Source organism: Pseudomonas brassicacearum, assembly GCF_918698105.1.
Taxonomy (GTDB): Bacteria; Pseudomonadota; Gammaproteobacteria; order Pseudomonadales; family Pseudomonadaceae; genus Aquipseudomonas; species Aquipseudomonas brassicacearum_F.
The window spans coordinates 1-26567 of sequence record NZ_CAKKMI010000060.1; the positions used below are offsets into that span (position 1 = coordinate 1).

Annotated in this window: 20 protein-coding genes; 5 read left to right on the forward strand and 15 right to left on the reverse strand. The window is 60.6% G+C overall.

Features of this window, described 5'->3' with window-relative positions; all coding sequences use genetic code 11:
* From nosD to nosR, 3 genes are all read right to left on the reverse strand, one after another.
* Positions 1 to 1051: nitrous oxide reductase family maturation protein NosD (nosD, locus tag LQ215_RS21155; RefSeq protein WP_436839591.1), on the reverse strand; the 1051-nt coding region annotated here is incomplete at its 3' end.
* 70 nt (positions 1052 to 1121) lie between these two features.
* Entirely contained in the window at positions 1122 to 3041 is a 1920-nt protein-coding gene (nosZ, locus tag LQ215_RS21160; protein ID WP_230152439.1) for a TAT-dependent nitrous-oxide reductase, read from the reverse strand.
* A 76-nt stretch (positions 3042 to 3117) separates the two neighbouring features.
* Positions 3118 to 5244 (reverse strand): transcriptional regulator NosR, encoded by a 2127-nt coding sequence (nosR, locus tag LQ215_RS21165; RefSeq protein WP_230152440.1) that lies wholly within the window; start codon positions 5242 to 5244, stop codon positions 3118 to 3120.
* A gap of 600 nt (positions 5245 to 5844) precedes the next feature.
* Between nosR and LQ215_RS21170 the strand changes: the two genes are divergently transcribed.
* A complete protein-coding gene (locus LQ215_RS21170; protein WP_230152441.1) occupies positions 5845 to 6993 on the forward strand; it encodes a MalY/PatB family protein in 1149 nt (382 codons plus the stop codon).
* A 57-nt stretch (positions 6994 to 7050) separates the two neighbouring features.
* Here LQ215_RS21170 and LQ215_RS21175 read toward each other — a convergent pair whose 3' ends face one another.
* Entirely contained in the window at positions 7051 to 7455 is a 405-nt protein-coding gene (locus LQ215_RS21175; protein WP_230152442.1) for a VOC family protein, read from the reverse strand.
* A gap of 185 nt (positions 7456 to 7640) precedes the next feature.
* On the opposite strand from LQ215_RS21175, the gene LQ215_RS21180 reads away from it, so the two are divergent.
* Positions 7641 to 8498, forward strand: a complete 858-nt coding sequence (locus tag LQ215_RS21180) for an SDR family oxidoreductase (protein ID WP_230152443.1) — start codon at positions 7641 to 7643, stop codon at positions 8496 to 8498.
* Between the two features lie 179 nt (positions 8499 to 8677).
* On the opposite strand, the gene LQ215_RS21185 is transcribed toward LQ215_RS21180, so the two are convergent.
* Genes LQ215_RS21185 through LQ215_RS21195 form a run of 3 tightly spaced genes read right to left on the reverse strand, consistent with a single transcriptional unit; the run spans position 8678 to position 10163 of the window.
* The gene (locus LQ215_RS21185) at positions 8678 to 9127 is read right to left on the reverse strand and encodes a DUF421 domain-containing protein (RefSeq protein WP_230152444.1); all 450 of its coding nucleotides are present in this window, start codon (positions 9125 to 9127) and stop codon (positions 8678 to 8680) included.
* A 7-nt stretch (positions 9128 to 9134) separates the two neighbouring features.
* Positions 9135 to 9653, reverse strand: a complete 519-nt coding sequence (locus LQ215_RS21190) for a hypothetical protein (RefSeq protein WP_230152445.1) — start codon at positions 9651 to 9653, stop codon at positions 9135 to 9137.
* A 9-nt stretch (positions 9654 to 9662) separates the two neighbouring features.
* Positions 9663 to 10163: a CinA family protein gene (locus LQ215_RS21195; protein WP_230152446.1), complete on the reverse strand. Its 501-nt coding sequence runs from the start codon at positions 10161 to 10163 to the stop codon at positions 9663 to 9665.
* Between the two features lie 167 nt (positions 10164 to 10330).
* On the opposite strand from LQ215_RS21195, the gene LQ215_RS21200 reads away from it, so the two are divergent.
* Entirely contained in the window at positions 10331 to 10942 is a 612-nt protein-coding gene (locus LQ215_RS21200; RefSeq protein ID WP_230152447.1) for a Yip1 family protein, read from the forward strand.
* A gap of 539 nt (positions 10943 to 11481) precedes the next feature.
* On the opposite strand, the gene ligD is transcribed toward LQ215_RS21200, so the two are convergent.
* Genes ligD through LQ215_RS21220 form a run of 4 tightly spaced genes read right to left on the reverse strand, consistent with a single transcriptional unit; the run spans position 11482 to position 17629 of the window.
* A complete protein-coding gene (ligD, locus tag LQ215_RS21205; protein ID WP_230152448.1) occupies positions 11482 to 14088 on the reverse strand; it encodes a DNA ligase D in 2607 nt (868 codons plus the stop codon).
* Positions 14085 to 15248 (reverse strand): carboxylate-amine ligase, encoded by a 1164-nt coding sequence (locus tag LQ215_RS21210; protein WP_230152449.1) that lies wholly within the window; start codon positions 15246 to 15248, stop codon positions 14085 to 14087. The genes ligD and LQ215_RS21210 overlap by 4 nt, the downstream gene beginning before the upstream one ends.
* Entirely contained in the window at positions 15220 to 16233 is a 1014-nt protein-coding gene (locus tag LQ215_RS21215; RefSeq protein ID WP_230152450.1) for a methyltransferase, read from the reverse strand. The genes LQ215_RS21210 and LQ215_RS21215 overlap by 29 nt, the downstream gene beginning before the upstream one ends.
* Before the next feature lie 10 nt (positions 16234 to 16243).
* Positions 16244 to 17629, reverse strand: coding sequence for an iron-containing redox enzyme family protein (locus tag LQ215_RS21220; RefSeq protein WP_230152451.1), 1386 nt, complete (start codon positions 17627 to 17629; stop codon positions 16244 to 16246).
* A gap of 353 nt (positions 17630 to 17982) precedes the next feature.
* Here LQ215_RS21220 and LQ215_RS21225 point away from each other — a divergent pair, with 353 nt between their 5' ends.
* Positions 17983 to 19320, forward strand: coding sequence for a cation:proton antiporter (locus tag LQ215_RS21225; protein ID WP_230152452.1), 1338 nt, complete (start codon positions 17983 to 17985; stop codon positions 19318 to 19320).
* Between the two features lie 12 nt (positions 19321 to 19332).
* Here LQ215_RS21225 and LQ215_RS21230 read toward each other — a convergent pair whose 3' ends face one another.
* Complete coding sequence (locus tag LQ215_RS21230; protein WP_092326489.1) at positions 19333 to 19869, reverse strand: hypothetical protein; 537 nt, start codon at positions 19867 to 19869, stop codon at positions 19333 to 19335.
* A gap of 152 nt (positions 19870 to 20021) precedes the next feature.
* On the opposite strand from LQ215_RS21230, the gene LQ215_RS21235 reads away from it, so the two are divergent.
* Entirely contained in the window at positions 20022 to 20252 is a 231-nt protein-coding gene (locus tag LQ215_RS21235) for a hypothetical protein (protein ID WP_060742403.1), read from the forward strand.
* 201 nt (positions 20253 to 20453) lie between these two features.
* Here the strand turns inward: LQ215_RS21235 and LQ215_RS21240 are convergent, their stop codons facing one another.
* The 3 genes from LQ215_RS21240 to LQ215_RS21250 form a co-directional block, all read right to left on the reverse strand.
* Positions 20454 to 22379 carry a hybrid sensor histidine kinase/response regulator gene (locus LQ215_RS21240; RefSeq protein WP_230152453.1) on the reverse strand — a complete coding sequence of 642 codons (1926 nt, stop codon included), beginning with the start codon at positions 22377 to 22379 and terminating at the stop codon, positions 20454 to 20456.
* Positions 22380 to 22483: 104 nt separating this feature from the next.
* A complete protein-coding gene (locus tag LQ215_RS21245; protein ID WP_230152454.1) occupies positions 22484 to 24790 on the reverse strand; it encodes an ATP-dependent DNA helicase in 2307 nt (768 codons plus the stop codon).
* Positions 24787 to 26517 carry a VRR-NUC domain-containing protein gene (locus LQ215_RS21250; RefSeq protein ID WP_230152455.1) on the reverse strand — a complete coding sequence of 577 codons (1731 nt, stop codon included), beginning with the start codon at positions 26515 to 26517 and terminating at the stop codon, positions 24787 to 24789. The genes LQ215_RS21245 and LQ215_RS21250 overlap by 4 nt, the downstream gene beginning before the upstream one ends.
* Positions 26518 to 26567: the final 50 nt, after the last annotated feature.

A 26567-nucleotide genomic window follows, 5' to 3' on the forward strand; every position in this document is an offset into this window, starting at 1 on the left:
CATCGTTATTGCGATCCCAGCCCAGGTAATCACTCCAGTAATTACCGTGACCGTCGGCCGACCACTCCTGCGTGCGGGTGGCGACGTATTTGACCTGCTGCTGGTTGTCGACGAAGGCGTTGTCGGCGATACGGTTGTCTTCGGAACCAGCAGTGAGGTGAATACCCACGACGCTGCGCTCGAAATGGTTGTGTTCGATGACATTGAACAGCGAGTTGTAGATGAACAGCGCCTTGCCCTCGGCACCGCTAACCATACCGCCGTCGGCGGAGCCGCTGCGCACGTCGCTGATGACGTTGTCGCGCAGTTCGGAATAGGTGATGTAGTTCATGAGGATGCCATAGCCTTCGTCCTGCTCGGAGCGATTGCCAATCACCGTCAGCTTGCGGCTCTGCATCAAGGCATAACCGGTGCGCGTGCGGCGGGTGGTATTGCCCAGCAACTGGTTGTCGTTGGCATACATGTAGTGCACGCCGTAGCGCAGGTCTTCCAGGGTATTGCCCTGCAGCAAGTTGCCATTGGAGGTGTCGATGTAGATGCCATCGCGGGTCAGCCGCACGTGATTACCTATAACCCGCGCGCCCTGCACGGCATACAGATGAATACCATTACCGCGATCCTGGGAGCGAATGCCCGGGTCGCCTTCGATGTCATTGTCAATCAGGCTGACATCATGGGTGCTGTCCACCCAGATGCCGAAGCCGGGGCCTTTCATGCGGTTATGCCGTACCACCGCCCCCCGGGCCTTGGGGCCGATGAACACCGCTGAATTCATGGCCGTCATGTCACGCCCCCAGTCGAGCAATGTGCACCCCTCGATCCGCACGTCGGGTGCGCTGATGAACAGCGCATTGCCCTGCCCCTGGGCGTCAATCACCGCACCTTCCGCGCATTCGATCTGCATCGATTGATCGACGCTGAACTGCCCCGGGTAGTTGCCCGCCGGCAGGATCCAGCGCTGATCACCGTTGGTTTGCAGGGGCAGCTCGGTGATGGGGCGTGGCGACGCCTGGGCGAGCGTCGACACCAGCACCAACAGCAAAAGTGCCATGCCATGCAGTGGATCACTGAGCGAGGCTCTGGGCATGGCGTTTACCTTCTTCGCGGCCCTGAGGCACTGTTCAAGCCCGCTCGACCAACATCCGGCCGACCATTTCCATGTGCAGCGCATGGCAGAACCAGCTGCAGTAATACCAGTGCAAGCCAGGCTTGTCGGCGATGAACGTGATGGACGAGGTCTGCTGTGGACTGATCTCCATGCTCACACCGTGGTTGGTCATGACGAACCCGTGGCTGACGTCTTCCACCTTATCGATGTTGGTGATGGTCACCGTGACCTCATCCCCTTGCTTGACGGTGAATTCAGTGACCCCGTAGACCGGCGCCATCGAGGTCATGTACACCCGTACTTTCTTGCCGTCATGGATGACTTTGTTGTCGCTCTCCAGCTTGATCCCGTCCTTGGCGGCGATCGCCACGGTTTCGGCAAAAAACGGATCGTTACGGTCCCAGATCTTTTTGGTCCTGATCTGGTCTCGACGGGCCATGACGCAGTCGTGCGGTTCGGCGAAGGCCGGGCCGTCGTGCACCAGTTTCATCTCGTCGCCGGAAATATCGATCAACTGGTCATTTTCCGGGTGCAAGGGACCGGTCGACAGGAAGCGATCCTTGGAAAACTTGCTGAGCACCACCAGCCACTGGCCGTCGGCCTCACGGGTTTCGGTCAGCGACGCATGGTTGTGCCCGGGTTGGTACTGCACATCGAGTTTCTGCTTGATGTAGTTGACCTTCTCACCCGTGTAGGCGCGGATCGCCTCTTCCACATTCCACTTCACCACCTGGCTGTCGATGAACAAGGTGGTGTAGGCATTACCCCGGCCATCGTAGGTGGTGTGCAGCGGCCCCAGGCCCAGCTCCGGCTCACCGACTACCACATCCCGTGGGTCTTTGAGTTTGTCGTCAAATAGATCGTCAAGCTTGGCGGTGGCGATGATGGTGCAGGTGGGCGAGAGTTTGCCGGCGGCAATGAAATACTTGCCATCGGGCGACATGTTGATGCCGTGAGGATTTTTCGGAACCGGAATATAGCGGGTGAACTCGCTGTCCTTGCCGTCGCTTTTGCGACCGTCGACAACCGGCGACTTGGCATCGCCCAAGGTGATGAATTTGCCAGCCTTGATCGCCGCTTCGATGCGCGGGATGTTGAACACCACCACCCAGTCGCGCTCGTTGCGCATCATGCCGCCCAGGTCATAAGCCTTTTCGGAGTTGTAGCAGGTGCTGGCGGCGTATTTGCCGGTGTAGTCAGCGTCGGTGTTGTCCAGGTTGCCGTCGACGATCACCTGGAAGGCCATTTCCATCTTCTCGGCGTCGATGGCGTTGAACATGGTGTAGCTGTTCTTGTCCTGCAGGTCGAAAGTGCTGCCGTCATTGGGGTGTGGAATGACGAACTCGGCGTTGGCGAACACGTACTGGGTATGCGGCACCTTTTGCAGGCGCAGGCCATGAATGGCTTGCACGTTGGGCACGGTGAGCATCTTGTCGCACTTCATGATGTCCAGGCGAATGCGCGCGACCCGGGAGTTGGCCTTGTCATTGATGAACAGGTACTTGCCGTCGTACTTGCCATCAGTCATGGACAAATGCGGATGGTGGCAGTCGCCATTCTGGAACCTTGCACTATCACCCAGTATCCGCTTGCTTTCGTTGGTCAGGCCCCAACCGGTGGCGGAGTCGACGTTGAACACAGGTATGCGTAACAACTCGCGCATCGACGGAACACCCATGATCCGTACTTCGCCCTGATGGCCCCCACTCCAGAAACCGTAGTACTGGTCCAGCTCGCCCGGCGCCACGTGAATTTTCGACTGCGCATCCTTGGCTGCCGCCGCCCAGGATTCGCGGGTGAATACCACGCTGCCAAGGGCAGTGCTGCCTGCCAGCGCAACGCCGGTCAGGGCTGAAGCACCGAGGAAACCGCGTCGGTTAAGACCTGTGTCATTGACCGTTTCATGATCGTTTTTCGGCTTTTTATCGCTCACGGGGCTTGCTCCATTGGAGGCAGATATCAATAAGGTCAGGCAATCGGTTCTTGTGCCCTTGCTGGGCAAGGACGGGTCAGGGCTTGAACACTTGCACCACCGGAATCAACTCGGCGTGTTCTGGCACCGGCGTCGGTTTGTCCCGCGTCTTGCGCTTGTTCTTGAGCACCAACGGCGGGCATTTGTTTTCGTTGTGGTACGTCATCTGGCAGTCGAGGCAGTAGTGACACTCGTTGCCGTTGATATGACCATCCGGGTGGATCGCCTGGATTTCGCATTCCTTGGCGCACAGCTGGCAGGGCGCGCCACATTCCTTGCGCCGCTTGAGCCAATCGAACAGGCGCAGCTTGCTGGGAATGGCCAGCGCAGCGCCCAATGGGCAGACATAGCGGCAATAGACCTTGCGGGTGAAAATGTTGATGACCAGCAGTGCCACGGCGTAGGCCACAAACCACCATTGGCGATCGAATTTCAGCGTAATGGCGGTCTTGAAGGGCTCCACTTCGGCAAATTGCTCGGCGGTGGTCATCGACTCAAGAGAGATGCCGAACAGCACCAGCAGAATGATGTACTTCACCGCCCACAAGCGCTCATGCAGCGCAAAGGGCAGCTCATATTGCGGGATCTTGAGTTTGCGCGAGGCTTCGTTGATCAACTCCTGCAACGCGCCGAAGGGACACAACCAACCGCAGAAGACTCCTCGCCCCCACAGCAGAATGCTGGCGGCGGTAAAGGTCCAGAGAATGAACACGATCGGGTCAGTGAGAAACAGTTCCCAACGGAAGTTCTCGAACAAGGCATGGGCGAAGGTCAGGACATTGACCACCGAAATCTGCCCGAGGGCATACCAGCCAATGAACACGACGGTGAACACCAGGTAAACCCGACGCAGCCAGTGGAGAAAGCGCGGGTATCGGGTGAAGGTGTCCTGCAGGAACAGAATCACCATCAGCACCGTCAGGGCTGTACAGAGGATGCCGATCTGAAAAGCTTTCTGGTACCAGATATTGACCCACGTCGGCCTGTTGGCAACCTTGATGGCAGCCAACTCCTGAGCGGTGGGCGGCGGGCGCAAGAGGTACTGCTCAGGCAGTTGGTAAGACAAATCGAAACTGCTGAACGTGCCGCTGACCGCACCGGTCTGGCGTCGTACCAACAATTCCAGGGACCAAGGCGCTCCCGGATCGAACCGAGCGGGTTCGCGCACAATGAAAATAGACATTTCATTGAACTCAGGCATGCCCTTGGCAAATACATCGGAAAGACGCTGGTGGTCCATATCGCGAAAGCTGATGACGTTGCCAAACTGACGCAATTGCACCCGATCGAAAATCCCCCCGCGCACATAGCCTGAGCCTTTGTAGGAGTACAGGCCGCGACCTAATACAGCGATGGCTTGCTCACCCGGCTTGAGGTCTTGCATCAGGAAACGATATTGATTGTCGCCCAGCAGGTTGCGACCAATGGCTGGCGGATTCAAATCGGCCGTATACAGTTCGATAAAGGTTTCATCAACCTGCTCGGCAGTGGCCTTGTCGAACCCCTCAGCCTCAGTTCCCTTGAAGGCCGCGTCGACTTGGCCACGGGTCAGGTTGAGACGGCGAATGGCGCCGTTGCCGGTCATTTGCTCCCAGGTGGCGGGCTCGAAAAAGTCTTCGCGCACAGTGGCAGGCTTCTGCGTAACACCACTGTTATCCTCGATCAACTTGAGAGATACGGCCACTTTGTGTGCGGCACGCATGATGATCTCGTTGACCACCATGACGGTGACTGTCGCCCCGGCGATCCCATCGACCGTCACCGCCTCAGGATCACTGGAGTGCCCCACGACCACCCTGCGGTCGGCCTTGACGTCCTTGTATCTGGCATCGAAGGCATGAAGCTTTTCCACGGGAATGCCCACCAGCAAAATCGGCTCATGGTGTTCCAGCACGTAGGCATCCTGGATGACACCGTGGGTGTCGAGGATGACCTGCATGTTGATCGGTTTGCCCGAGTACGCCGGGATATCCACCACATCCTGACTCTGGAACACATAACCGAGCAGGTTTTTTCCGTGACTGATGGTGCGAACCTTGAACTCACCGGTAGGCTCGGAAAGGTTATCGCTGTCTGGAAAAACTGTTTCTATACGCTGCTGCTCAAGCCCGCCGTATTCCTTCGCATTTACCCCACTGCCTGCGCAGAACACCATCATCAGCATAAGCAGCAGCCCGTATTTGAAGGGGCACCGTTTAATGGGCGTTATGGATTTAAAAATTATCATCGATTGATGGAGCATTCGACCTCGACTGAATGAACAGTGAGAACGATGATGCTCGAGTGCCTGCTTATTGAATATATGCTCCAAACAGTGCGCTTTAAACACAGGCATAGCAAACGTATTCCGTGTACTGCGCGTTCAAAACTTTATGCTTGCGTGATAGCAGCAGCCCAATATCAATTAAATTAAATTAAATACCTGTACCCATTAGGTTTTAGGGCGTAGCGTCGCAGGGCACGCTATTGGCCGCATGGGTATGAAAACACCGAGCGGATCAATATTCTCAAACTGACGACTCTCGCAATCTTGTGCAGCTGAATTAAATGACGCTATTTAAAACGTGTCGTTGACACGCCATTGCGCACCCATTTTATTAACCGATCGAAGCTGAAAATCAGACAGCCCAAGAGGTATTTCGTAGCCAAATCAACACGGGTGTGCGGCTCGGACTTTATCTCATCTTCTAAGCGCCACCTTTTTATCCCCGTCCTTTGCTTTATGATGTTCGCCATCTCAACTCGCTGACTGATGGGAACCCCCATGACTTTCGATTTCGACACCGTATTGGAGCGCCACGGCACCGGCAGTACCAAATGGAGCCGCTACCCGGCCGATGTGTTGCCGATGTGGGTCGCCGATATGGACTTCCCCGCCCCGCCCGTGATCATCGACGCGCTGCACAAGCGCCTGGAACATCCGATGCTGGGCTACAGCGTGGCCCAGGACGATCTGCGTGCCGCCATCGTGGCCGACCTGTGGAGCAAGTACGCCTGGCGCGTCGAGCCCCAGCAGATTGTGTTCCTGCCGGGTGTCGAACCGGGCTTCAACATGGCGCTGCATGCCTTGGTAGAACCCCAGCAGAATGTCGTGGTGCAGGTGCCCAACTACCCGCCGCTGCGCAACGCCCCGGGTCACTGGCAGTTGAACAAAGTGGAACTGCCATTCGACCCGGTCAACGGTGAATTCCACACGCCATTGACGGTATTGCGCGAAGCGTTGCAGGGCGGCGGCGCGCTGTTGCTGAGCAATCCTCACAACCCGCTGGGCAAGGTGTTTGACCGCCAGGAACTCAAGGCGGTGGCAGACATTTGCCTGGAGCAGGACGCCTGGATCATCTCCGACGAAATCCATGCCGAGCTGTGCTTCGACGGCCGTGTGCACATTCCGACCGCCTCCCTCAGCCCGGAAATTGCCGAGCGCACCATCACCCTGATGTCCGCCAGCAAGGCCTTCAACATCGCTGGCTTGAAAACCTCGTTCGCCATTATCCAGAACGCCAAGGTGCGCGAACGGGTCAACAGCGCCCGGGCCGGCATGGTCGACAGCGTCAATGCCCTGGGCCTTGAAGCGACTCGTGCGGCCTATAGCGAGGCCGGCCCGTGGCTAGAGGCCTTGAAGGTGTATCTGCAAGCCAACCGCGATTACCTGGTCGATGCGGTCAACACCCGCCTGCCGGGCATCAGCATGACCGTGCCCCAGGGCACTTACCTGGCCTGGCTGGATTGCTCCGGGTTGGGGCTGGATGACCCGCAGGGCTTCTTCCTGAAAGAAGCCAAGGTGGGGCTCAGTGCCGGCCTGGATTTTGGCGACGATGCCGGTCAGTTCGTGCGCTTGAACTTCGGCTGCCCACGGGCGCTGCTGGAGGAAGGGATTGCGCGGATGGAGCGTAGCCTGAAGGCCAGGGGCTGATCCAACAGGCGACAACAATCCATTGTGGCGAGGGGATTTATCCCCTCGCCACAACAGTTACTCATGCATATCCGGCGCATGGACAAAGCACAGCTTGTTGCCTTCCGGATCACGGCAATACGCCCCGAAATAACCTTCGCAATACTGCGGCCTCGGGCCGGGTGCGCCTTCGTCGGAGCCGCCCATGGCAATCGCCTGCTCCCAGGCAGCTCGCACGGTTTGCGGGGAATCAGCAGCGAAGCTCACTTGCATGCCATTGCCCCAGGTGGCGGGCAGGCCGTTGAAAGGCAATTGGACGAACACCTGTGGCCAATGCTTGCCGGGCCGTTGCCAACCCTCCCCCGGCGGGCCCGAGTCGTGTTCACCTTCGATACGCTCCAGCCCCAGGCAGCCGAGGACGGCGTCATAGAAAGCGACCATTTTCGGCAGGTCGCGCGCACCGATCTGAATATGGCTGAACATTGTCCTGCTCCTTATCGAACCCCGTACTTCATAGAGCGTACAGCTTCATCCAATGTTCGTCCCAGCGCTCTATTCATCGACGAAACGCCAGTCATCACGCTCATCGACTGGCAAGAAAATCCGACCGAACTCTGCCCGAAATCCCACAGTCCACCCTCCATCGCAACCAAGCCAGGAGAACGACCATGGTCCAATACCCTTTCCCACCTTTCCCGAAACAAAGCCAGCCGGTGCCCGGCAGCCAACGGAAGATGGACCCCTACCCGGACTGCGGCGAACAGAGCTACACCGGCTCCGGACGACTGGCGAACAAAATCGCCCTGATCACCGGCGCCGACAGCGGCATCGGTCGCGCCGTCGCCATTGCCTTTGCCCGTGAAGGCGCGGACGTGGCCATTGCCTACCTGGACGAGCATGAAGACGCCAAGGAAACCGCGCGCTGGGTCGAGCAGGCCGGGCGCCAATGCCTGTTGCTGCCCGGTGACCTGGCAAACAAAGACCAATGCCGCAAAATCGTCGATGAAACCGTCGCCCGCTTCGGGCATATCGACGTCCTGGTCAACAATGCCGCGTTCCAGATGACCCATGAAAGTCTTGAGCAAATACCCGACGAAGAGTGGGTGCGTACGTTCGATATCAACATCACGGCGATGTTCAGGATCTGCCAGGCCGCCGTGCCGCACATGAAGCCGGGAGGCTCGATCATCAACACCAGTTCGGTCAACTCCGACATGCCCAAGCCGACGCTGCTGGCGTATGCCACCACCAAGGGCGCCATCGCCAACTTCACCGGCGGCCTGGCGCAAATGCTCGGTCCCAAGGGCATCCGTGTGAACAGCGTGGCACCAGGACCGATCTGGACGCCGCTGATCGTGGCGACCATGCCCGAGGAAGAGGTACAGAATTTCGGCTCCCAGACCCCGCTTGGCCGCCCCGGCCAACCGGTTGAAGTGGCGCCGATCTACGTGCTGCTGGCCTCGGACGAAGCCAGCTACATCTCCGGGACGCGCTATGGGATCACCGGGGGCAAGCCGATACTTTAAGCAAAGCGCAGTGTTTTACCTGTGGCGAGGGAGCTTGCTCCCGCTGGGCTGCGAAGCAGCCCTCAGATCTCACCAACACCACGTTGTCTGCCCGTTGGGGGGCCGCTTCGCGCCCCAGCGGGAGCAAGCTCCCTCGCCACAACAACTTCCCTGCCACAAAAAGTGCCCGACGACAGTACTCAGGACGGCTCCTTGGCAATCACCGAAATTTTCCCATTGCGCTCGATGATCGCAAACTTGATCTGCTCCAGGGTCTCGATACCCTGGCTCGAGCGCGCCGCTTCCATGATGTCGGCTTCTACCAGCCGGGCATGGCGCATCCGGCCCTGGAGGATTCGCCCGTCCTCGACGATGACGGTCGGGCCACCGTCGATCAGCTGTGACACCCATTGGGAACGTTGCTTGAGCAGCGACAATCCCACATCGATGGCGATCAGCGTCACGATCACCATCAACGCGTTGGTGAGCGAAAAGTCATCCCCCAGCAACGCCTGCTGCGTCGCCTCGCCGATGATCATCAACAACACGAAGTCGAAGGTGGTGAGTTCCGCCAGCGACCGGCGTCCAGCGATCTTGAACAACACCAGCAATGCCAGGTAAATCGCAGCGGCCCGCAGCACCGAATCCATAGGTCACCTAAGGGAAAATGAACTGATTGAAACTGAGCGTGGCACCGCCGGAGGTGGCGATGCGGCTGTGAAAAGTGCCGAGCCCTTCGCCGAGCAATGACAGATGCAGGCTGGCCTGCCCCCGTTCATCGGCCTGCACCCGCAGTGTCATGCCCTGCCCCGCGCCTGCCGAGTGTATTGGCGCCGGTTGTAGCGCCTGCACCTCGAAACCTTCCAGCCAGTCGCCGCCCAACTCGACTTCCAGCACGGCGTTGGGTTGACCCTTGAGGCGAATGACCATGGCGTTGGTGGAACCGTTGCGGTGGAAGGCCTCGTATTCGACGCCGAGGCTACCGTCGCGGCTTTGCAGCTCCCGGCTGCTCAATGGCCCACGGGAAAACAACCCCAGCAAGGTCAGGATCACCAGCAGTACCAACACGTACCAACCCACTCGCTCGAAACGCCAGACCTTGTGCTGGAAAGCCATGTCTTCACGCACCGGGAACTGGCGGCTGCGCTGGTCGTCCTGCTCGTATCGATCGGTCATGATCTATCCCTATCGACGCTCACCGGCCACGGCACGCTGGTGAAAGACCGGCAATTGCTGCAACGCGTATTGCGTTGCCCACAGTTGCACCTGGCCGCGGCTGCCAAAGAACCGTTCGCAGCGGCTGAACAGCGCCCGCTGGCCGTTCAGATCGAACGCCCAGGCAAAACACACGGTGCCGGCGGGTATCCCGTCCTTGTCGTCTGGCCCGAGCAGCCCGGTGGTCGCCACGGCGACATTGGCATTGGCGTCGTGCAAGGCACCGAGCGCCATCTCCTCGGCCACTTCGCGGCTGGTCAAGTTGAAGGTTGCGATGGTGCGTGGACTGACACCGAGCAGGCGTTGCTTGGCTTCAGGGGAATACACCACATAGCCGCTTTCGATCAGCGAGCCGCTGCCGGGCACCTCGGCCAGCAACGTGACGATCTGCCCGGCGGTGCAGGATTCCGCCGTGGTCAGGCGCAGGTCATGGGCGCGTAGATAATCAACCAGGGTTTGGGCTGCTGTCATGGCAAACGTTCCTTCAGTGGTACTGATGGGTTGACCCTTGCCGTAATGATTCATTCCCTTTATCGCCCCGTCGCGCTGCGCCAGCAAATAAATGAAACCCCTGTGTTTTGCCGTACCTCAAACCCATAAGGGCCTCACGCAGAGGCCGTCCCGATCAGGAGGTCGTCATGTCTGCACCTTTCGTCAAACTGTTCACGCACCCCGAGTTCGCCTGGACGGACATCCGCGAGCAGGAACAGGCTCATCCGCGCCACTACCTGGCTCATTTGCTCTTGCTGGCCCTGATTCCCGTGGTATGCCTGTTCATCGGCACCACCTGGACCGGTTGGAGCCTGGCCGAAAACGAAACGGTGCGGCTCAGCACTGCCAGTGCATTTCAATTGTGCGTGCTGCTGTACCTGACCATCGTGGTCGGCGTCGCACTGATGGGACTGTTCATTCGCTGGATGTCCCGCACCTTCGACGCCCGTCCGACGCTCAACCAATGCATCGGCTTCGCCGCCTACACCGCGACGCCATACTTCCTGGCCGGGGCTTTCGGGCTCTACCCGAATCGCTGGCTGGCGGTGGCAGTCCTGTTACTGGCCTCGGCCTACTCGACCTTCCTGCTATTCGTCGGTTTGCCCAAGTTCATGAGCCTCAAGAAAGAACAGGGCCTGCTCTACTCGGCGAGTGTCTGGGGCGTCGGCTTGCTGGTCCTGGTGACAATCCTGGTGGAAATGATCCTGCTGTGGTTCAACTACCTGCAGCCGGAATATCTGCGAGTGCCGGTGGGCTGAAGGTGATTTGCACCTGCCAATGACGGCAGCGTTGCAGTGCTCATCGCGAGCAGGCTCGCTCCCACATGGAGCTACGGGGTGTTCGCAATATCTGGATACCCCAAAAAAACCTGTGGGAGCGAGCTTGCTCGCGAAGGGTCAGCACATTCAACATCATCATCGACTGTAACGCCGCCATCGCGAGCAAGCTCGCTCCCACAGGAGAAACGCGATCACCCAAAACCAGGTCGGCTACTAGGCCGCCTCGTGGTGGACGTTGATCTCGGCGCCCCGTTAACCACGCTGGCCGAACGCAGGCATTGTGGAGTGGGCATCCCGGCATGGATGCCGGGATAGCCGCGCTGGGCCATGGATGGCCCTTCGCGGCGGGCCCACGGAGCAATGCCGGAGTGAGGGCACACCGAGCCTAGGCGAGGTGCCAAGTGGTGGGGCAGAAGCGCTTTGGTTACTTTCGCGCTTTTCGAAAGTGACCCGCCGTAAGGGCGGAACCCTAAGCCGCCGTGACCGCAGCAATGGATATACACCCCCTATCAAACACACTACTTCTTCATACCAATACGCCTCCGCATCTCAGCCGTAATACTCTGCCGAGTCCGCTTAAGCCCAGCCCAAGGCTCATGCCCAACCTCCGCCAGCCGCTCATGAACATTGTGCACATTCCACAAATTCGCCCCCTTGAGCTCGGCCACCTCCTCGCGAAAGATCGGCACCGAAACCGGCAACCCTTCCCGGGTCCGGGCGGCGTAAGCGCAAATGGTGGTAGCACCCAACCCATTGCGCAAATAGTCGATGAAAATCCGCCCTACCCGATTCTTCGGCCCGGACACCGCCGAAAAACGGTCCGGCAGCAGCTTGGCCATGTGACTGACAATCGCATGGCTGAACCCCTTGACCTCGTCCCAACCCAATTTGCGCGTCAGCGGCACCACCACATGGATGCCCTTGCCACCGCTGGTCTTGAGGAACGCCTTGAGCCCCAGCTCATCGAGCACCGATAAGGTGAGCTGCGTCGCCTCGACCATGCTTTTCCAAGGCAACGCCGGATCCGGGTCAAGGTCGAGCACGAAGCGGTCAGGCTTATCCAGGTCGACGGTGGTGGCATTCCAGGTGTGCAGCTCCACCGTGCTCATCTGCACCGCGCCGATCAGCGCCTCGGCGTTGTTGATGATCATCACCGGCTGCCCGGTCAGCGCCTTGTCCAGACTGGTGATCCCGGGAATGGCCAGGCGCTCGGCGTTCTTCTGGAAGAACAGCTCCCCGGCGATGCCATCCGGCGCCCTGACCAAGGCCACCGGGCGATCCGCCAGTTCCGGCAGGATGAATTCGGCCACGCTGGCGTAATATTCGGCCAGTTGCAGCTTGGTGGTGCCGCTGCTGGCGTCAATGACCCGCTCCGGATGGGTGATGCGGACCTTGCCGTCCAGCGCCGGTGCCTTGGTCTTGGCCCTGGTTTTGGCCGGTGTCGCGCCAGGTTCATCCTTGGTTTTGGTTTTTTTTGCCGCAGCGTTTTTTTTCACAGGCTTGGCCATCTCCTGGGTAATGTCCTTGGCCGGCTTGTCATTGCGCAAGCCATGGAAGACCGCGTGGCGCACCGAGCCGTCCTTGGTCATTTCGGCAAAGGCCACTTCAGCCAACAGCGTCGGTTCGAGCCAGTGCACGCCCTTGGCTTCGTAACCGGTGGGCGGATTGACCACGGCGGCCTTTTTCGTCTCCAAGGGCAGCAGTTGCTGGTAGATGCTTTTAAGGGTGGTTTCGTTGAACCCGGTGCCGACCTTGCCGGCGTAGCGTAACTGGCCGCTGTCGGCATCATGCAACCCCAGCAGCAAGGCCCCGAAGGCGCTTCGGGCGCCCTTGGGATCGCTGAAGCCTACCACCACGAATTCCTGGCGATTCTTGCATTTGAGCTTGATCCAGTCGTTGCTGCGCCTGGACACGTAGGCACTGCCGATGCGCTTGCCGATCAGCCCTTCCATCTGCATCTGGCAGGCACTGTTGAGCAGCGCTTCAGGGGTTTCTTCGAATGCATCGGAAAACCGCAGCAAGGGACTTTCGTTGGGTTCCAGCACCGCGGCCAGCGCGGCCCGGCGTTCTTGCACCGGCACTTTGCGCAAGTCCATGCCGTTGAGGTAAGGCATGTCGAACAGGTAATAGGCGATCTTGCCGCTGCTGCCGGCCTCGAAGGCATTCTGCAAGGCCTGGAAGTCCGGCACCCCCTGGTCATTGGCAACCACCATCTCGCCGTCGAGCCAGGCCGATTGCAAGCCCAGCGCAGCCAAGGCTTCGGCCTGTCTTGGCAATTTGTGGGTCCAATCATGGCCATTGCGAGTGAGCAGCTTTACATCGCCGTTTTCAATGCGCGCCATGACCCGGTAACCGTCGAACTTGATCTCATAGAGCCACTCGCCGTCGGGCGCGCTTTCCACCAGCGTTGCCAGTTCCGGCTTGAGGGTTTCCGGCAACGGCCCGGCGACCGCGCCGCTGAGGGTGGTTTTCGCGGTGCGCTTCGGCGATTTCGGCTGCGCGGCCTTTTCCGGTTGTTTCACCGCTTTGGCTGCAGCGGCCTTGCCGCGGCGCTTGGGCACCAGGGTGCGATCGCTGAGCACGCTGTTCGGTTCGGCCTGGACCACGTCGTATTCGCTCTCGGGACGGGCAGCCTGGTCCTGATGCTTGATCAGGAACCACTGTTCCTGCTTGCCGGGCATGTGGGTGCGCACCAGGTTCCACAGGCCGCTGAGCTTTTCGCCTTGCAGCTCGAACTTGAGCCGGCCTTTTTCATAGGCCTCGTGGGGATCATCCTGGGGAATCCAGACGCCCCGGTCCCAGACGATCACATCACCGGCGCCGTAATGGCCCTCGGGAATGTTGCCTTCGAACGTAGCGTAATCCAGCGGATGGTCTTCGACATGCACCGCCAGGCGCTTGGCTTTCGGATCCAGGGAGGGGCCTTTGGGCACCGCCCAACTCTTGAGCGCACCGTCCAGCTCCAGCCGAAAATCGTAATGCAGCCGCGAGGCGTCGTGTTTTTGAATACAGAACTGCAAGGCATGGGCAGTCTTCGCCGATTTGCGCGAGCGCTTCGCCGCCGGCTCCGGGGTGGCGGCGAAGTCACGCATGCGGTTGTAGTCATCCAGGGTCTTGCGGCTCATGCTCCACCTGCCACCTGTTGTAACGCCGGATCGGCGACCGGCAGCCCAGCGGTTTCCGCGAGCAATTGATCGACCACGCGGCTCAAGGCCTGTTCGACGGAATCACCCAGCAGCAGTCCCTGTTCGAAGAGGACGATCTGCCGGTCGGCGCTCGTGCCTTCCTGCACGATACGGCGCACCTGCTTGAACACGTCCTGGACACCCAGCTCTGCTGCGGTCTCACCGAAGGTTTGCTCGGCCTGGGTCAGCCATTCACCGATCAGCATCGGCTGTTCCTGCCCCTCGACGATGAACTCAGCGAGAATCCCATGACGCTTGGCCCGCCAGCGGTTTTCCTTGAGCACCCACTGGGACATCTGGGTGTAGTGAGCGCCAGGCCGGCGCTGCGCCGCGGCATGGGCGACCATCAGGCGAAACAGCGAGACCAGACAGAGGACGTCGTCGACCCGAGGACAGGCATCACAAATGCGCAGTTCCAGCGTGGGATAACGTGAGGAAGGCCGGATCACCCACCAGCAATCGCTGGGCTGGCGTATGGAGCCGGTGCGCATGAGCATGTCGACGTAGCCGGCGAACGCCGACTCATCTTCGAAATACTCCGGCACGCCCATGCGTGGCCATTCGTCGCAAGCCACTTGCCGGTAGCTGCTGAAGCCACTGTAGGCACCGTTCCAGAACGGCGATGAAGCGCTCAGGGCCAGGAACATCGGCAACCATGGCAGGATTTCATTCATCACCTGCACCCGGTCCTGGGTGGCCGGGACTTCCACATGCACATGCAGGCCCGACAGCACACTGCGCCGCGCCACCCGCTGGTAATCATCGAACAGTTGCTGGAAATGCAGCTCGTCGGTGGGTTGCAGCACCGGGGTGGCCATCGGGTGTGAACCGGCGCTGAGCAGGCCCAGGCCATGCGGCGCCAGCCGCTGGTTCAAGCCCGTGCGCACCTGGCTCAGGTAGTCGGCGGCCTCGGACAGGCTGCGAAAGATGGGCGATGCCATCTCCACCTGGCATTGGAACATCTCATGAGCGAAATGCTTGCCCAGTTCGGCCTGGCAAGCAGCGACCGCTTGCGCGGGGGGCTCGCCTGGCATGCAACGGGTTTGCAGATCGGTGATGAAATACTCCTCTTCAATGCCGAATTTCATGCGCCTGTTCATCGATATTCCCTCCGATAACCCCGCCGATACCTGCGCCAATGCGGGTTACAACCAACGCCACCACGGCGATCCTTTCCACGTCCTGATAACCCGGCGTCAGCAATTCCTCACCAAACACATCCGGGTCTAATTCCTTGTAGGTCCAGCCGAAATCCGCCGAGTCACGCCATTGCCCCAGGGCTTCCAGGAACGGGTCGCGCCCATCCACCATCGCCACGCCGGTGTAGAGCACCAGCGAGCCGCCCGGCGTGAGCCGGGGCAAGGCCTGTTCGACGATGCGCAACGAAAGCCCGGCGCCCAGTGCACCGCCACCATGGCGATAGGCACGCTCGGAGGGATCAGCCATGTACGGCGGGTTGGCGACGATCAGGTCGAAGTTGCCTGGTACGTCTTGCAGCACGTCGCTGCGAGCAACCTCGACATTGCCCACCTCGGCCAGCGCGGCGTTCACAGCACTCAGGCGCAAGGCTTGCGGGTTGATGTCCAGCGCCAGCACCTGCGCTTCACGCCGGGCGCGGGCAATCACGATCGCCCCGACGCCGGCACCACAACCGATGTCCACGGCGCGATGCACCGCCGTGAAGTTCTGTTGCAGATGAGTATGGATCAGTTGGGCGAAGCGGTAGCTGTCAGGGCCGAAAAACACCGCGTCGGTGGCCTGGGTGGGAAACTGCGAATGAGCGAACAGCAAGCCATCCAGGCTCGACCAGCGCACCCGGCTACGCAACAAGCCGTCGTGTGCTTCCAGCACTTGGGCATCTTGCAGTTGCCGCTGTTCGTCGGTGCTGATCAGCCCCGGCGCAAAGGGCCGTGACCAGCCGAACACGTCCCGCAAAGTCTTGGCGCGCTCATTGCCGGGTCGTTGGTTGACCCGTTCATGGGTCAACGGCGTCGGGGTGATGAAACGGTAGCCGTCGGCTTGCAGGCGTCGACCCAGTTGCAGCAGCGCAAGGTCCGGTTCGGACAGGCGTTCTTCTTCATTCATGCAGGGCTCCCTAGCGAAGTGCGGATTTGAGTTCGATGAACCGACGAGTCGCCAACAGCCCGGCCGGATGACTATGAAGTCGCGCACAGAGCCAAGGCATCAGAACCTGCATTTGCTCGTCGGGCGCCCGGCCTTGCAGGGCCTGCTGCAGGCTTTGCACATCGGGATCCTCCATTGGCGTTGTTGGCTCGCAAGCAGCAGCCAAAGCGCGTCGGACGCCGGACCTTGTGCCCTCGTCCAGCCAATCACCGGCAATCCAGTCATGCAGCAGCTGTTTTTCGTAGGGGCTGAACACCCCGAACATGGCTGCGCCAGACCCGTTGATCAGGCTCCAGAAGCGGCTGTTCTGCGGGTCTTCATGGCGTTTGATCCAGCCCTTGTTCTGCATGGCCACCAGGAACCCTTGCAGCTGGCCCGGTTCGGCGAGCCACTGGTTGACGGTCTTGCCTTCGAACTTGCAGTAATCGGAGTGCATGTGCTGGCCGAACGGGCGTTTGCGTTCAAGCATGTCCAGCACTTCGCGGTCCAGGTCGAACGAGCCGATGATGTCCCGGCTGCCCTGCCCCAGGTCGTTGAGGCGATAGCCCAACGTGACCCGGTGCCAGAAGGCTTCACGGTCAGCTTCCATCGGCATCAGCTGCAGCAGCGCTTGCACGGCCTTATGGGCGTGGCCGGTGCTGGCGTTGTCGATGGTGACATGAAGGGTGAAATAGTACGGATCGATGTCCAGTTCGCTCAGTTCATAGGCGCTGATCAACAGATGCAAGGGCAATTGTTCATAGCCCAGGTTGTAGCCGATGACCTCCGGCAGGTATTCGTCGCCGGCGTAACCCAAGGCCAACTGCACGGCACCTTGCAGATAAAGGTCGTCGTCGATGTCCGGGGCATCCGACAGGTCGTGTTCGGCAAGCAACTTGCGATAGAGCACCACATGGTTTTGCGCGGGATGACCGTCTCCCAATTCTTCCAGGTAGGTGCACAGCAACCCTTCGAAACGGTGGTCGTGCCAGTGCTTGACCACGCCATACAGCCAGGCGCCGTCGACCCGTTTGGTCGGCGCCACAGCCTGCAGGAAGTACAGGGCATGGGCCTTGCCGCTGAAGAACTCGCGCGCGCCGCCATGTTTGCGCCGCTCCAGGTAGTCAGCGTATTGCCGGGCCACGCCGGCGCTGTGCTGCTCGACCCAGGCCTGAAGCGCCATGGGGTCATCGGGCATCTCTTGGGGAAGCGCCGCAGCCTTTGCGATGCATTTCTGGAGGAACGCTTGGGCGACAGCTTGCTTGTCAGCGTCGTCGGGGCCCTGGAACAGTTGTTCATAGCATTGGCGGACCTGTCCGTTGTGGAGGACAGGGTGCACGGCGCCCGGCTGGGATTGGAGGGGGGTCAGCGCAGTCATAAGGGCCTCTCGGGTTCTTGGCGGACGCTGAATCAGAACGTCTCTTTTGTTGCAGAGCGCTGGGAACGGCGAAAAATTCCGTTGGGTTGAAAGGCTGGCGGATAAACGGGTTGTCCATTCACGAGGGGAACCCTCGTTTCGCTCCAGCCCTCGAATACTGAGAACCACCCCAGCTGTTGAATGTGGCAACGGCGCTGTTGTGGCGAGGGAGCTTGCTCCCGCTGGACGCGAAGCGGCCCATGCAGGCGACGCAATCCAAGCATTTTTACGACTGCTTCGCAGCCGAGCGGGAGCAAGCTCCCTCGCCACGGGTTCACTCGCCGGCTGTACCAAGCGCTATCCAAGGAGCAACGATGACGTTCACATTATGGGTAGCGGTGCTCGGTGCAGTGTTGCTGACCCTGGCCCTGACCTCCTCCTACCTGCGCTGGATGCCGGTCACTACCTCGGCGATGTGCCTGGTGCTGGGCATCGCCATCGGACCGATGGGATTGGATGTGCTGAAGCTGGACATCAGCGACTCATCCGTCTGGATGGAGCACCTCACCGAGGTCGCGGTGGTGTTTTCGCTGTTCGTCAGCGGCCTCAAGTTGCGTTTGCCCCTCAAGGACCGCACCTGGCGCGTCGCCTTTGGGCTGGCCGGGCCGGTGATGATCCTGTGCATCGCCGGCCTGTGCCTGGCATTGCACTATCTGTTCGGGCTCAGTTGGGCGGTGTCGATGCTGATCGGCGCGATGTTGGCACCTACCGACCCGGTGTTGGCGGCGCTGGTGCAGGTCAACGATGCGCGCGATGACGACCGGGTGCGTTTCGGCCTGTCGGGCGAAGCGGGACTGAACGACGGGACGGCGTTTCCCTTTGTGATCCTCGGCCTGTTGATGCTGCGCGACGACGGCAGCGGTATTCTCGGTGATTGGCTGCTGCGTGACGTCCTGTGGGCAGTGCCGGCCGGTTTGCTGGTCGGCTATTGGATGGGCCGCGGGATTGGCAAGCTGACCTTGTCGATGCGCATCAGGAATGCCGACAGCACGCTGTCGCCCAACGACTACCTGGCCCTGGCACTGATTGCCCTGGCCTACGTCGTGGCCGAGTGGATCCAGGGCTACGGTTTTCTCTCGGTGTTCGCCGCCGGCCTGGGGCTGCGCCAAGCCGAGGTCAAGTCCACCGATGAAGCGGCGCCACCGGCAGAACACCTGGTGCAACCGGTGGTGGGCCACGAAACCGTCGATCCCCAGCAGGCAGTCGTGGGCGATACCGAGTCGCTGGACGATGGCCAACTGGCCGCTGGGGTGATGATGAGCGACATGCTGGCGTTCGGCAGCCTGGTGGAGCGGTCGATGGAGGTGTTCCTGGTGACTCTGCTCGGCGTGGTGCTGGCGAACCATTGGGACTGGCGGGCCTTGGCGATCGGGGCCCTGCTGTTTGCCGTCATCCGCCCTTTGAGTGTGCTGGCGCTACCCTGGGGGCGACTGCTCGACGGACCGCAACGGCTGTTGATCGGCTGGTTTGGCATCCGCGGGATCGGCAGCCTGTTTTATCTGTTTTACGCCTTGAACCATGACCTGCAGGCGCCGGTGGCGCAACTGTGCATCGACCTCACCTTGTCGGTGGTGGCGTTGAGCATTCTGGTCCACGGTGTTACGACCCAGCCCACCCTGGCATGGTATGAGCGCCACAAGCGTTCGGGCTGAGGCGAGGACGTCTCAACCGCCAGGATTGCTCACTTGGATGTAGACCGAATAGGTCCCCAGCAACACCCAGAAGGTGGCGAAGATCCACGGCGTACGCAGCGAGAACAGCAACGACTTGCGGTAGCCCTTGTGGGTCGATTCCCGCTCGCTGAACAGCGGTGACTCGTCGTAGGCCAGGCCCATCAAGGGTTCGGCGCGCAATAACTCGCTCTGTTTGAAATGCCAGTGGTCGATGATCTCGTAGGCCGCCTTGATGCCCGGCCAGGCATTGAGCGAACTCAAGAACCCCAGCAAGGCCAAAAATGGCGGCACGATCAGCGTGAACAACTTGCCCCACTCCGGGTTCAGGTTGGCCATGCACGAGGCAAAGGCAATCACCAGGAACGATTGGGCCGCCAAGTAAGCATCGGTTCGGTTGGCCAGGATGCTGGTTTCGTACTGGATCTCCCGGCGATAGAAATCCAGTCGCTCCTTGGGCGAACCGAACAGTTTGGCGTTGTGTTCCGTCAGTTCTTCTTCCGGGGTGGGCCCGGTGAGTATTCTGGGCATTGCGCAGGCGGTGCCTCGGTGATGATCAGGACTCTTTAGAAGAACCCGGCACGCGGCAAGTTCAAGCCAATGGACCGCAGGTACATCAAAATCCGAGGAAACGCTCCTCAATCGCCAAGGTCTCTAATGCGTAAGGGCTAGAGGACGCTTGTGTGGATTATCTTGGATGGGTGCAATGGCCGGCGATGCTCGTCACGGTGCTGGCCGCCTGGTTGATCGGCTCACGCCAACCGCGACGCCGGGTGGCGGGATTCAGTTGTTTTATTGCCAGCAATATTCTGTGGGTGGTCTGGGGGCTGCATACCCACGCCTATGCATTGATCGTGTTGCAGTTTTGCCTGTGTGCGATGAATTTGCGTGGGTTCAAGAAGAACACTGAATAAGCGACTGCTCTTGTACTGTAGGAGCTGCCGAAGGCTGCGATCTTTTGATCTTTTGATCTTTTGATCTTTCGCTTGAGGCTCAAGTGTCTGGGGAAGATCGCAGCCTCGTTGCACTCGACAGCTCCTACACAGCTCCTACACAGCTCCTACACAGCTCCTACACAGCGCCCTCGCCACAGGAGGCGGACGCTGTGCTCCTGACTATTTCATCGTCTGCCCAATGATCTGCACCAGGTCAATCTGCTTGAACGGCTTGATCAGCCGAGGCAATTGCGTGGCAGAACCTTCCAGGCGCTCGGCATAACCGGTGGCCAGGATGATGGGCAGGTTCGGTTGGCGGTCGCGCAACAGTTTCGCCAACTGTGCGCCGTCCATCTGCGGCATGGCCATGTCGGTGATCACCAGGTCGATGTCCGGGTTGCGCTCATGCAACTCCAGCGCCTGGGCGCCCGAGGCGGCGCAAAGGACCCGGTGCCCGAGGTCTTCGATGAGCAGGCGCGTGCTGGTCAGCACCAGGCTGTCATCGTCGACCACCAGCACTTTCAACTCGTCGACCGGCTGAGTGGCTTCCTGGATCGCCGCCTTGCCCGGTGTCGGGTTGTCCGCCACCGGTAGCCACAACTGCGCGGTGGTACCGACACCTTTCTGGCTCCTGAGTGTCAGGCGTCCCCCCAGTTGTTCCGCCAGGCCATGCACCATGGACAATCCCAGGCCCGTACCCTTTCCGACCCCCTTGGTGGTGAAGAACGGGTCCACTGCCGAGGCCAGCGTGGCTTCGTCCATGCCCTCGCCTTCGTCGGTGATCGCCAGGCAAATGTAGCGCCCGGGGGCCATCGGCTTGTCCGGGGCATCACATCCTTGCCGCTCATCGGCGGTAATCATGAGTTGGCCGCCATTGGGCATGGCGTCCCGGGCGTTGGTCGCCAGGTTGAGAATCGCCAGTTCCAGTTGGTTGACATCGGCCAATACCGGCGACAACGCCTCGGCGAAACGGGTCTGGATGTGTATCGACGGGCCCAGGGAGCTTTGCAGCAGGCCGCTGATACCCTGCACCAGGGCCGACAGCTCGACCGATTCGTAGGTCAGTTTTTGCCGACGGGCAAACGCCAGCATGCGCTGGGTCAGCGAAACCCCGCGCAGTGCGCCCTGGGTCGCGTTGTCCAGCAATTGAGTGAGTTTCGGCTCGTCGGGCATGCGCTTGCGCACGATTTCCAGGTTGCCAAGGATGACCGTCAACAGGTTATTGAAATCATGGGCGATGCCGCCAGTGAGCTGGCCGATGGCTTGCAGTTTCTGGGATTGGAACAGCGCCTCTCGGGCCTGTTCGAGGGCCTGCTGGGCCTGGGTGGCATCGGTAATGTCGCGGGTGACCTTGGCAAATCCCAACAGCATGCCGGTGTCGCTGCGGATCGCATCGATGACCACGTGGGCCATGAAGCGCGTGCCATCCTTGCGCATGCGCCAGCCCTTTTTCTCGAAACGCCCTTCGCTGGCGGCGATGCTCAACGCGCGCTGCGGTTCGCCGGTGTCGCGATCCTCGGGGGTGTAGAACATCGAAAAATGCCGGCCAATGGCTTCCGTCGGAAAATAGCCCTTGATCCGCTGCGCCCCCAGGTTCCAGTTGGTGACCTGGCCCTGCGGGTCGAGCATGTAGATGGCGTAATCGGTGACGCTTTGCACCAGCAGGCGGAACTGCTGCTCGCTTTGCTTGAGGGTTTCCTCGGCCATCTTGCGATCGGTCAAGTCACGGGTGATCTTGGCGAAACCAAGCAAGGTGCCGCTCTGGCTGTCGATGATCGGATCGATCACCACATGGGACCAGAACAACGTGCCGTCCTTGCGCACCCGCCAGCCCTCGCCTTCAAAGCGCCCCTCATGCACGGCCGTGTCCAGTGCCCGTTGCGGCAGGCCGGCGGCGCGATCCTGATCAGTGTAGAAACGGGAGAAATGCTGGCCCAGGATCTCGGATTCCTCGTAGCCCTTGAAACGCCTGGCACCGGAGTTCCAGCTGGTGATGATGCCAGAGGGGTCGGTCATGTAGATGGCGTAGTCGACCACAGCGTCGATGAGCAGGCGAAAACGCTGTTCCTCATTCATGAGTGGGGTCTTGGGGTCTTTGTCAAGCATCTGGCCGGGGCATCCGTGTGGACTTTTGCGGAGTATGGAACAAGTCTGGCGCCAGGAAAAATTATTGAGCTTTGGGAGCGCAATACTCAGGTCTCCCAGGCTATTCACAAACCCAAGCCCTGATGGATTCCCCTGTGTGTTTCCTGGGTGACAGACCACCACCGCGGCAATAAGTGCTGCACCCTCGCCTCGCCAAACCGGTCGTCGATCAGCATCACCACCCCGCTATCCTGTTGGGTGCGGATCACGCGGCCGGCGGCCTGCACGACCTTTTGCAGGCCGGGATACAAGTAGGTGTAGTCGTAGCCATCACCGAAGATTGCGGCCATGCGTTGTTTCATCTGCTCATTGACCGGGTTGAACTGCGCCAGCCCCAAGGTGGCAATGAACGCGCCAATCAGGCGTGAACCCGGTAAATCGATGCCCTCGCCGAACGCGCCGCCCAGCACCGCAAAGCCAATGCCTTGGCTGTGCTCCATGAACCGCTCGAGAAATGCCTGACGGGGGGCTTCACCCATGCCGCGCGATTGCGTCCAGAGTTCTATTTGCGGGTACCGCTCGGCAAACAGCCCAGCCACCTGCTGCAAGTAATCGAAGCTGCTGAAAAAAGCCAGGTAGTTGCCCGGGCGCTCGCCGAACTGGCGGGCCATCAAGGCGGCTATCGGCTCCAGGGACGCCTGGCGATGGGCGAAACGGGTGGAAATGCGGCTGACGACCTGTACGTCCAGTTGTTCGGCCTTGAACGGCGATTCCACGTCGATCCATACCGTGTCGTCCGGCGTCCCCAACAAATCTGCGTAGTAATGCCGGGGGCTCAGGGTCGCCGAAAACAGCACCGTGCTGCGGGCGGCCGTCAGCCTGGGCCGCAGGAATGCGGCCGGCACCACGTTGCGCAGGCACAGCGTCGACAGGCTGCGCTGGCGGCCGAGTTCGCGCTTGTGGATGTCGAACAGAAAGTGCTTGTCGAAGGTTTCCGCCACCCGGCCAAACTGCAAAGCGTCGAAGTAGAACGCCTGTAATCCGCTGTCCAGGCCCTGGGGATGGTCGTTGAGGTAGTCGCCGATAGCCGTGGTGCAGGTGGCCAGGGCCTGGAGCAGCTTGTCCGGCAGCTTTTCATAGGCCTGATAGGCCGCCACCTGGGGCGCATGCAAGGCGTTCCACTGGCGATTGACCCTGTCCAGGGATTTCTTCAGCGGTTCGGGGGCGATTTTGCGCACGCTGGTCAGCGTGGCCTGGTCGAGGGTCGCGCTGTACATCTGCCGCCCGCGCTCCACCAAGTTATGGGCCTCATCCACCAAGGTCGCGACCGTCCAGCCGTTGGCCTGGGCCAGGCCGAAGAGCAACGCGCTGAAATCAAAGTAATAGTTGTAGTCGGCCACCACCACGTCGGCCCAGCGGGCCATTTCCTGGCTGAGGTAATACGGGCAGACCTCATGGGCCAGCGCAATCTCGCGCAACGCCGCCTGGTCGAGCAACGTGACCTGGCTCGCCGCTGCCCGGGCGCCGGGCAAGCGGTCGTAGAAACCGCGAGCCAGCGGGCAGGATTCGCCATGACAGGCCTTGTCCGGGTGTTCGCATGCCTTGTCCCGGGCGATCATTTCCAGCACCCGCAATGGCATTGACGATGCGCTTTGGGTGATCACGCGCGCCGCATCCAGGGCCAGCTTGCGTCCTGGGGTTTTCGCCGTGAGGAAGTACACCTTGTCCAGTTGCTGCGGCGCCAGAGCCTTGAGCAACGGGAACAGCGTGCCAACGGTCTTGCCGATGCCCGTGGGTGCCTGGGCCATCAGGCAGCGGCCGGTGCTGACGGCCTTGAACACCGATTCGGCCAGGTGCCGCTGCCCCGGCCTGAAACCCGCATGGGGAAACACCAGCGATTGCGCGCCGAGGTTGCGCGCCTGTCGATGGGCCATTTCCTGTTCGGCCCAGGCCAGGAACAACGCGCATTGCGCTTCGAAGAAGGCTTGCAGCTGTGTCGCCTCGAAATGTTGGGTGATGCAGGTTTCCTTTTCGCTGACGATGTCGAAGTACACCAGGGCCACGTCGATGTGCGGCAATTGCAGTTTCTGGCACATCAACCCGCCATAGATTTTCGCCTGGGCCCAATGCAGCTGGCGATGATTGGCCGGCTGCTTGGCCAGGTCCCCCCGGTAGGTCTTCACTTCTTCAAGGCATTGGCGAACGGGGTCGTAGCCATCGGCCCGGCCTTTGACGGTCAGTGTCTGGTAACGACCTTCAAGGGCCACTTCAGCCTGATACCCCTCGCTGCGCCGCGAGGCCACGGTGCGATGGCCGGCGATGCCTTCCAGGGCTGTGGGCGACGGCGTGAAGCGCAGGTCAAGGTCACCCACCTTGGCGGTGAACTCACACAACGCCCGCACGGCGATGCTGTAGCTGGGTGCCGGGTTCATGGGGCCCCCTCGCGAGCAAGCTCGCTCCCACATTTGATCTGTGGTGACTCATCCCCGGTGGGCGCGAGCTTGTTCGCGAGGGCAGACTCCGCCCATTGCACGTAGCAAACGGCCACCGGCATCTGGTGTTCATGGCAGAACTCCAGCCAACGCAACTGGTTGTCTTGCAGCCGATCGCCAGGGCCTTTGACTTCGATCATGCGGTAGGTCTTGTGCTGTGGCCAGAACTGGATCAGGTCCGGCATGCCGGCGCGATTGGCCTTGATGTCCAGCAGCAGACGCTCGAACCAGTGCTTGAGATGCTCGGCCGGCAGGCAATCGAGCGCCTGGGCCAACAGTTCTTCGGTCAGCGCGCCCCAGAACACGAAAGGCGACTGCACGCCCCACTTTTCGGCATAGCGGCGGCCAATGGTCAGCCGATAGCGGCCATCGTCCAACTCGGCCAGACAAGCTGCGAACAGCTCGGCGCGGCGGGCATGGAAGTCTTCGTTGAGCAGGTCCACCGGCCCGCGCTGGAACGGATGGAAAAACGCACCCGGCAATGGCGCGAAAATCGCCGGCCAGCACAGCAGGCCGAACAGCGAATTGATCAGGCTGTTCTCGACGTAATGCACTGGCGCGGTCTCGTCATGCAGGTGCGCCTGGACGTGGTACTCCACCGACAAGGTCGGATCGACGCGCGGCAGCATCAGCTCCAGGCGCTCCACTTCCTGGGCCAGGCTCCGTGACACTGGCGGCCCGCCCAACTTGCGCCGAAGACGGGGCACGATCCGCAGCAAGGCCTGGGTTTCGGCGGCACTTTGCGGTGCGAGGGCCGCCACCTCGCCCAGTTCAAGGGCCAGGGCGTATTCGCCGATGCGCTCCAGCACCCGGACCATCCGCAAGCGCGCGCCCGGGTAAGCGCAATCGCGATAGATGCCCAAGGCCAAGGCGAAGTCGCCAATGCGTTCGCCGTGCTGGCCAATCTGGAACAACAACTTGCCCCGGCGCCGCTCCAGCCACGGGTTGTCCAGGGACAGCTCGTTGACCTGGGTGACGATCTCTTCCAGGGGCTCGCCAGCTTCGAAGCGCTGCTGGCAGTCGTGCAGGAACAGGCAGGCATCGACGTCCTCGCGGCTGCGCAAACCCCGTGACTCGGCGCTGAACTCGACGGTTTCGTAGGTGAAAATGCCCAGGTCCGCCAAGACGAATTCCGACCAATCCTGATAAAGGTTGCCGAAGAACATCAGCCGCAGTCGGTCGCACAGGTCCATGATCGTCAGGCTGAACAGGCGGTCCTCGAGTTGCGGACACCAACTGCGGAAGGGCTGTGGTTGGCTCAATGGCTCATTCAAGGCCTGGAGCCATTCGGTCTTTTTCGCCTTGGGGTGTTCGATCAGATGGCCCAGGCACACCAGGATTTCCGACTTGAGCAGTACCTCGAACAGCTCGACAAGGCTCAGGGGCGCCTGTTCCTCAACCCAGCCCAACGCCAGCAGCGGCTCGACGGCGCTGCCGATATCACCGATTTCCGGATAACTGAGCTTGCTGTGGCGAAACCGCAGCCCTTTGCGCATCACCATCCGTACCAGCAAACCCTGTGATGCACGCGGCAATGCGGCAAACTCGCCGATGAACAGCAGCTCTTCGGGGCAGAGCACGTCGGCATAGCGTTGCTCCAGCCAGGTGAGCACGCGCTGGAAGTTGTTCAGATAGTAGAAGGGATCGTCGAGGGGGTTGGCTGTCACGGAAAGAAGCGCCACGGATGCTGAAGTACTGGTTATGCGTACAGATATCA